General features: G+C 68.4%; 5 protein-coding genes. 2 read left to right on the top strand and 3 right to left on the bottom strand.

Going from position 1 to position 7,987, the window contains the following annotated elements; all coding sequences use genetic code 11:
* Positions 1-353, top strand: a 353-nt coding sequence (locus tag AX690_RS04265; protein ID WP_197426777.1) for a carboxymuconolactone decarboxylase family protein, incomplete at its 5' end; no start/stop codon positions are given.
* A 15-nt stretch (positions 354-368) separates the two neighbouring features.
* On the opposite strand, the gene AX690_RS04260 is transcribed toward AX690_RS04265, so the two are convergent.
* The 3 genes from AX690_RS04260 to AX690_RS04250 are packed head-to-tail and all read right to left on the bottom strand — an operon-like array spanning position 369 to position 4,890.
* Positions 369-1,262 carry a hypothetical protein gene (locus AX690_RS04260; RefSeq protein ID WP_066685478.1) on the bottom strand — a complete coding sequence of 298 codons (894 nt, stop codon included), beginning with the start codon at positions 1,260-1,262 and terminating at the stop codon, positions 369-371.
* 44 nt (positions 1,263-1,306) lie between these two features.
* Entirely contained in the window at positions 1,307-3,634 is a 2,328-nt protein-coding gene (locus AX690_RS22025) for a 2-hydroxyacyl-CoA dehydratase family protein (protein ID WP_082769496.1), read from the bottom strand.
* Entirely contained in the window at positions 3,634-4,890 is a 1,257-nt protein-coding gene (locus AX690_RS04250; RefSeq protein ID WP_066685479.1) for a CaiB/BaiF CoA-transferase family protein, read from the bottom strand. Before AX690_RS04250 ends, AX690_RS22025 begins: the two co-directional genes overlap by 1 nt.
* Before the next feature lie 336 nt (positions 4,891-5,226).
* On the opposite strand from AX690_RS04250, the gene AX690_RS04245 reads away from it, so the two are divergent.
* A complete protein-coding gene (locus tag AX690_RS04245) occupies positions 5,227-7,935 on the top strand; it encodes a TonB-dependent siderophore receptor (protein ID WP_066685480.1) in 2,709 nt (902 codons plus the stop codon).
* The last annotated feature ends 52 nt before the right edge of the window (positions 7,936-7,987 follow it).

Below are 7,987 nucleotides of genomic sequence, written 5' to 3'. Positions count from 1 at the left end.
GTCTCGAAACCCGCCGCAAGGTGCTGGGCGACGCCTGGGTCGACAAGTCCCTGGCCAAGCGCACCGCCTTCACCGCCGATTACCAGGCGATGATCACCCGCTACGCCTGGAACGAGATCTGGGGCCGCCCAGGCCTGGACCACCGCACCCGCCGTCTGCTGGTTCTGGCCATCTGCGCCAGCCTGGCGCGCTGGGAGGAGTTCCGTCTCCACGTCCGCGCCGGGCTGGAACAAGGCGGCTTCACCCAGGACGAGCTGAAGGAGGTGCTGATGCAGACGGCGATCTACGCCGGCGTGCCCGCCGCCAACACCGCCTTCACCGAAGCCGCCGAGGTGATCGCCGAGCTGGGCTGAGGCCTCCAGGCGCCCCTATTTCAGGCCCTTGCGTTCGACGCGCCAACCCGGTCGCGCGCAGAGGCGGCAGTCCGGGCCGACGAACATGGCCCGACCGGTCGCGTCGCCCTTGAGCTGCCAGTTCAGCCACGCGACGGCCACCTCGCCGAACGAACCGCCGCGCGGCTGGCTATAGGTTCCACCATGGCCAACGCCATCCTCGTAAGCCCGAACGACCGGGATGTGATCGATCCGCGCGAAGTCGTCATTGGCGTTGCCGAAGGCGATGTCGCTGGCGTCGCCGCTGACATAGATCGCCGGACCGTGGAGCGCCTTCAGGCTCGCCTTGGTCACGTTGGCGCCGGGCAAGCCGCCCGTCCCCGTCCCGAGAACGCCGCTGTTCCACACCCCGGTGGTGGTGACGCGCGGATCGGCCGACGCCTCGATGGCCTGGAGGCCGCCGCAGGACATGCCCATGACCGCGATCTTCTTGACGTCGAGACGCCCCTTGTAGCGGCTGCCCGACCGCGCGTTCTCGGCGACCGCCCAGTCGATGGCGTCGATCAGCTGCGATGACGTGGTCTTGGGCGGCGCGTTCATGTCGGGTCGCGGCGCGGGTCCAGACGCCGGCGGCTTGGGACCGACGATCGGACCAATGGCCACGGCCAGATAGCCGTGCCCAGCGATCTCGGTCAGGAACTTGGCGAAGGCGTCGCCCTCGTTGGCGCACGCGCCGTTGGCCCAGGCCAGGATCGGCAGCTTTGTCTCCCCCAAGGCGGCCAGGTCCGCGGGTCGGTAGACCGTATGGGTCGGCAAGCCGGGGTCTCTTTCCATCACGGCCGCATAGGGTGGAGGCGCCGGTTCACGGGCCGCGACCGCGCTGGGGAGGACCAGGGCCGCGAGCGTCGCGGCTAGAATCGGAAGCTTCATCGGAACTCTCCAGACGGTTGGAATGGGACAGGTCGTTAAGGCGGTCAGAGGCCTTCGATAAAGGCCGTGACGGCGGCCTCCAAGGCGTCGCCCTCGAGGCTCATATTGCTCATCGGCAGGCGCAGCACCGGAACGCCGGCGCGTTCCAGGGCGGCCAGGACGAAGGGGTCGGCGTCGTCGATCGCCACCGCCCCATGCACGCCATGGGCTTGGGCTTCCTTGACGTGCCAGGCGCCCGCCCAGGTCGGCATGCGTAGCTCGTCGCCCATGGTGACAAAGCGCGCGGCCAGGGCGCGCATGGCGTCCTTCTCGCCCTCGAACGATCTTAGATAGCCGTCGGCGGCCAAGCCCAGATACATCGACCAGACGAACACCGCGCCGTGGCTCTCCTCCCAGCGCTGGTAGAAGCCCATGTCGCTCCAAAGCCCCCGCCCGACCCACATCAGCCGGATCTTCTCGCCCGGGCACGCGGCCTCGCCGGCCTCGACGCGCGCGGCGACCTCCTCATAGAAGCGCTTGGCCGCGTCGCGGCCCCAGACCGACCCGCGATGCCACTGCGGCACCATGGTCGCAGGCATGGTGTCGACGATGCCCGCCGGCGCCGGATGGGTGGCGGCGATCAGGTCGCGCGTGCGGCGGTAGTAATCCTCCTGCTCGTTGACGAGGTTCATCACCTCCACGAAGCGGGCCGGATCGAACTTGCGGCCGGTGATCGCCTCCAGGCGCGGGATGCTGGCCTCCAGCTGGGCCGTCAGCAGATCCAGCCGCTCGGCCTCCAGGGTTTCTTCCCACCGCTCGGGCAGGTCGGACCACCATTCCAGGGGCAGATCCCAGCGCCCCTCGATCGAGCGGGCGTAGGCGAAAAGCGCCGCGCCCGTCTCGCGCGCCCAGGCCTCGAACAGCTTGGGTCCGGCGTCGGAGCCCGCCGTCAGGGCCAGGATGTCGGGCTTGGGCAGACCGCCCCACGGCGCGGCCTCGACGTCCGTGTCGAGAGCGGCCGCCAGGCCCTGGGCGCTGTAGGACTCGACGTCCGACGGATAGTCGGCCGCCCGCAGCAAGGCGGCATAGTCGCGGCCGCGCTGCTTGGCCGCCACGATCGAGGCCCACCACTGATTCACCACATAGGGGATGTCCATGGCGCGCAGGATTTCCTGCGGGGCGTCGGCGTTGACCACCGCGAACGGTCCCTCCGCCGCCTTGCGCCGGACCTCGGCGAACCAGTCGCGTTGCCAGGTCGCGAAATCGGCGGTCGAGGTCAGCGACTTGTGGCTGCGCCGGCCGACATTGGCGGCGGCGACGGGGCGCTTCGCGCCATCGGCGACGGGCTTCGCGGCACGCGGTTCTGGCGCGGCTTGGCCGGCGGGATTAGCGAAGAAGGCCGAAAGCTTGGCGGCGAGGTCGGCCGTGTCCGGGATCAGGTCCAGCCGCAGCGTCGCCAGCGGCTTGCCGACGGCGGCCAGCGCCCTTCGCGTCTCGGCCACATCCCACGGCGAGGCCTCGTCGCCCGGCAGCCGGATGTGGAGGACCGCGTCGACGTCCAGCGCCGAGGCTTGGGCCGCCAGGGCCTGGGCGCGGACTTGGCTGGAGCCGGTGGGCGCGGACGGCGGCGGCGTCTCCCACCGCGCCGCGAGCGCGTCGAACGGGTCTAGGCTTTCGTCCAGCAGGGCGACCGCTGACGGCTCGCCCCAGTCGTGATCCTCGCCGACGATCACGCAGCCAGCGGCTTCGATCGCGGCGTAGACGGCGGAGGTTTCGTGCGGCGAGCCGGTGACCAGCACGCGACGGCCGGGTAGCGGTCGCGACTCGGCGCGCGCGGCCTCGATCGCGCGATCGCCTTCCTCGCGCGGCGCCTGGCTGACGCGCCGGATCAGGTCGAGCGCTTGGACGCCGCTCAGTCTCGGCGCCTTCTCGCCGCGAAGGGCCAGCACTTCCGCGAGGCGTCGACGCTGGGCGTTGCTCGCGACGATCTCGGCGCGCAGGGCGTCGGCGGTGACGGCCTGTCCACCGAGCGCCTCCAGCCAAGCCTTGAAGTTGGTCAGCCGCGCGCGGTTGTAGGCGCGGATCGCCGACTCGGCGCCGTGCAGAATGTCGAGGTGCGCGACCGGCGCCGCGACGCCGCCTCCGACCCGCGACAACTCCCGCAACACCGAGAACAGCTGCGCGTCCTCGACGCAGCCGTGGCCGATGGCGACGCCGGCGAAGGCTCCGTTCCGGACCTGGGCCACCAGCCCGCTGGTGCGCGGTGTCTGGCCGGCGAGGCCTTCGGTCTTCGGGGCCGCATCCGCCGCCAACCGCACCGGCGTGAAGCCGGCCGCGGCGACCAGTTCGCGCGGAATATCCGCCCCGACATAGGCCAGGATCGGCGCGGGCATCAGATCGCGCCCGCCTGCGCCAGCGCCTCGACCTGCTCCTCTGAATAGCCCAGCAGCTCGCGATAGACCGTCGCGTTGTGCTCGCCGACCGCCACCGGCAGCACCGGATCAAAGCCCGTGCGCCCTTCGGAAAACTGGATCGGCACGCCGCTCGTCAACAGTCCGTCGTCGCGCGCGTAGGCGGGGTGCGTGATCGGCAGGGTCTCGCCGCGCGCCAGGACGCGAGGATCGCGCAGGCCTTCGGCGGGATGGCGGACCGGCGCGGCCGGAACGCCCTCGGCCTCCAGCCGGCGTACGACCTCATCGGTGGGCAGTTGACTGGACCAGGCCTCGATCAGGGCTTCGAGGACCTTGGCGTTGGCGACCCGGCGATCACGCGTCGCGAACCGAGGATCCTCGCCCAGCGCCTCGTTTTCCATGGCCTTGAACAGGCCTCGCGCCAGACCTTCGTGCACCGCCACGATCGACACATAGCCATCCGCGCAGCGGAAAACGCCGAACGGCGACAGCCGCTGCACCGTCAGCCCGGTGCGCGCCTCCATCCCCGCCAGCGCCATGGCTTGCCAGTTCTCGATCGCCACGAACGAGGTCAGGGCGCCCAGCATCGACACGTCGACCTGCTGTCCCCGCCCCGTGCGCCGCCGCTGCTCCAGCGCGGCCAGGATGCCGATGACGCCGAACACGGGCGCCAACATATCGGCCATCGGAATGCCGATCCGCACGGGCGGATCGTCGGGCCCGCCGCTGGCGTACATGGCCCCGCTGAGCGCCTGGATCAGGACGTCCATCGCCTTGCTGCCCTCGGACACACCCGCGCCGAAGCCGCTCAATGAGCAGTAGATGACGCCTGGATTAGCCGCCTTGGCGGCCGCATAGCCGACGCCCAGACGATCGGCGGTGCCGCTGGTGAAGTTCTCGACCACGATATCGGCGTCACGCACCAGATCGGCGAACACCTCCCGCGCCTTGGGGTGCTTGAGGTTCAGGCTGACGCCGTATTTGCCGCGCGCCCGGGTAAGGTGAGAGATCGACAGATCGTCGTCGTGGAGGCGCTCCACGCTGACGCCATCTCGCCCGACATAGGGACTGTTCTCTCGGGCCAGGTCGCCGCCGCGCGGGTCTTCCACCTTGATCACCGTTGCGCCTAGGCCCGCCAGCAACAGCGTGGCGTACGGTCCCGCGAGCGCCCGGGTCAGGTCGATGACCTTGAGACCCTCCAGAGGGCGGGGACGGGTGTCGGCGGCGGCGTCGGTCACGGAATTTTCCTGCTACGAGTCGAGCTTGAGACGGCGGAACGACGCACCAGAACCCCTGGACGCCCTTCTCCATCCATTCAGAGAGGGCAAGAGCCCCGTGTCAATAAATAGTTTGGATTACAAACTATATTACTGGCGGACAGTCCCATGAGGGGTACGGCGCCTTGGGAGGACGAGCGGCGCCCTTCCTCCATAACGTCGTTCTTGATTTTCCGCGGGCCACTTGAAATTAAAATTGTTTGTGTAACATACTATTTGTAGTCGAACGATTTTTCACTCGACCGAAAACAGAACAGCCGACGGCGGGCGCGCCGGACGGCGCACGGGAGGGCCGCCATGAAGACCACCAATTCACGCCACGCCTGCGTCTCGCACCTCGCCATGATCGTCGCCGCATGGTCGGCGGCGTCGGCGGTGCAGGCGCAGACCGCGCCACAATCCTCGACCGTGGAAGACACGGCGGTCTCGGAGATCGTGGTGACGGGCACTAGCATTCGCGGGGTGGCGGCCGCCGGTTCGCCCACCGTCGGCGTGAGCCTCCAGGATTTGAAGGCCTCCGGCGCCGGCACGCCCAGCGACGCGCTGCGCATGCTGCCACAGGTGTTGAACCTGGGCGCCGACGAAAGCCGCAACAGCTTCAACGGCGGGGCGCAGGACGCCGCGGCCAACTCCACCGCCGTTCGGACCGCCAACCTTCGCGGGGTCGGTCCCGAGGCCACCCTCCTGCTGCTGAACGGTCGCCGCTTGGCGCCGAACGGCATCATCAAGGCGCTGGGCGACCTTGACCAGATTCCGACGTCCGCCGTCGCGCGCATCGAGGTCGTCACCGACGGCGCGTCGGCCATCTACGGCTCGGACGCCGTGGCCGGCGTTGTAAACCTGATCACCCGTCGCTCGCTGGACGGCGGCGAGACCACCTTCCGCTACGGCTTCGCCGACAACGTCTCGCAAAAGCAGTACAGCCAAACCTTCGGCAAGACCTGGGACACCGGGGAGCTGTTCTTCTCGTTCGAACACAACGAGCGCGGCAATCTGTCGGGCGCGGATCGCGACTTCGCCAGCCAGAACCGCACCGCGCGAGGCGGAACGGACGCTCGCCCCTTCACTGCCGCGCCGGGCAACATCGTCATCGGCGGCGTGCGCTACGCCCTCCCCGCCGGCAATGGCGTCGGCGTCAACCCGTCCGCCTTGGTCGCGGGCACGGCCAACCGCTATGACGAAGGGGCGGCCGCGGACCTGCTGCCGAAGCAGAACCGGAACACGATCCTGTTCAACGTCCACCAGCACATCGGCGACAAGGCCGAGGTCTGGTATGAAGGCTTCTACACCCGCCGCAAATATAACCTCGCCGCGCCGCCCGCCCTGTTCAGCCTGACGGTGCGCAACACCAACCCCTGGTTCGTCTCGCCCGCCGGCCAGACCTCCGAGACGGTCGAATATCGCCTTAGCGAAGACGCTGACCCGAACTCGACAGGCTTCGAGAACGCCCAGCAGAACGCGATCGGCTTCAACTACGACCTGGGCAAGCAGTGGCGGATCGCCGCCTATGCCGACCACAGCATCAGCCGTGGCTTCCAGGATCGCAAAAACGTCCTGAACAACGCCGCCCTCACCGCGGCTCTCGCCAGCAGCAGTCAGGCGACGGCATTCAATCCGTTCGGCGACGGAACGTTCAACCGCACCAATAATCCCGCCCTGCTCGACATCATCGACGCCAACCGCGCGACGTGGGGCACCAACATCGCCAAGGACTATTCGATCAAGGCCGACGGCCCGATCTTCGACCTGCCCGCAGGCTCGGTCCGCATCGCGGTGGGCGCCGAATACCACGACAACAGCTTCAAGCAGACGCTCGAGGCCACCAACGTCCTGGCTAGCGGCGCGGCGACCTACAAGATCGTGCGCAACAGCCGCGACATCAAAACCGTCTACGGCGAGCTGTTCGTGCCGATCGTCGGGCCGTCCAACGCCCTGCCTGGCGTGCAACGCCTGGAACTGTCGCTGGCCGGCCGCCGCGAGGACTACTCCGACTTCGGCAAGACCAGCAATCCGAAGATCGGGGTGATCTACGCGCCGATCTCGGACCTGACGCTGCGCGCCACCTACGGCACCTCGTTCCGGGCCCCGTCGCTGATCGACAGCGCCGACCAGATCAAGAACATCTTCATCCAGAACCTGACCGACCCGACCTCGTCCACCGGCGTCACGCGCGGCATATTCACCAACGGCGGCAACGGTCAGCTGGGTCCGGAAACGGCCAAGACCTGGTCGGCGGGCTTCGACTGGAAGCCCAAGATCATCAAGGGCCTTAATGTCTCGGCGACCTGGTACAAGATCCTCTACAGCAACCGCATCGACGTGACCCCCAATACGGCCCTGGCCAACGGCTCGGTCTATGCGCCTTTCATCACGCGCCGCCCCGCGGCGTCGGACGCCGCCGCCACGGCCGCCTTCAACGCCCTGGTCGCCGCGGCCATGGCCAGCCCCGACCTGCAAAACCCCGTCGAGCCGGTCGCCAACATCAACGTGCTGATCGACGGTCGCCGCCAGAACCTGGGCAAGCTCGACCAGCGCGGCCTCGATGTTTCAGTTCGCTACGCCTTCGCCACGCCGATCGGCGACTGGACGGTCTCGACCGAGGTCGCCAAGGTCCTGAAACTGGAACGCAAGACGGCGGCGAACGCGCCTTGGCAAGACGTGCTGGACACCTTCGGCAACCCGATCGACCTGCGGGTGCGCGGCGCGGTGGGCTGGCGGTCGGACGGCTGGTCGGCCAACCTGTTCGCCAACTACACCGACAGCTACCTGAACACCGCCGTCACGCCGAACGTGAAGGTCAAGAGCCAGACGCTCTTCGACGCCACCGCGTCCTACGCCTTCGAGCGCGAAGCCGGCTGGGCCAAGGACCTGAGGATCTCGGCCAATGTCATGAACCTGTTCGACAAGGATCCGCCGATCGCGATGAACGGCACCCTCTCGTGGGACAGCCAGGCCGCTTCGCCGCTGGGACGCTTCGTCTCCGTGGAGATCAGCAAGGCCTGGTGATCGACGACTTTCCCCCCGGGAACACCTATGGCGGGCGAGCTTGGCTTCGCCC

Origin of the sequence: Caulobacter sp. CCH9-E1, from assembly GCF_001556515.1 — a bacterium.
Lineage (GTDB): Bacteria > Pseudomonadota > Alphaproteobacteria > Caulobacterales > Caulobacteraceae > Caulobacter.
Note: the sequence above shows the minus strand (reverse complement) of the source record. Positions and strands in the feature narration are given on the sequence as shown.

Excerpts from the sequence above, each read along its gene's own strand:
- AX690_RS22025 (WP_082769496.1), bottom strand. The coding sequence starts at position 3,634 with ATGCCCGCGCCGATCCTGGCCTATGTCGGGGCGGATATTCCGCGCGAA.
- AX690_RS04245 (WP_066685480.1), top strand. The coding sequence starts at position 5,227 with ATGAAGACCACCAATTCACGCCACGCCTGCGTCTCGCACCTCGCCATG.
- AX690_RS04260 (WP_066685478.1), bottom strand. The coding sequence starts at position 1,262 with ATGAAGCTTCCGATTCTAGCCGCGACGCTCGCGGCCCTGGTCCTCCCC.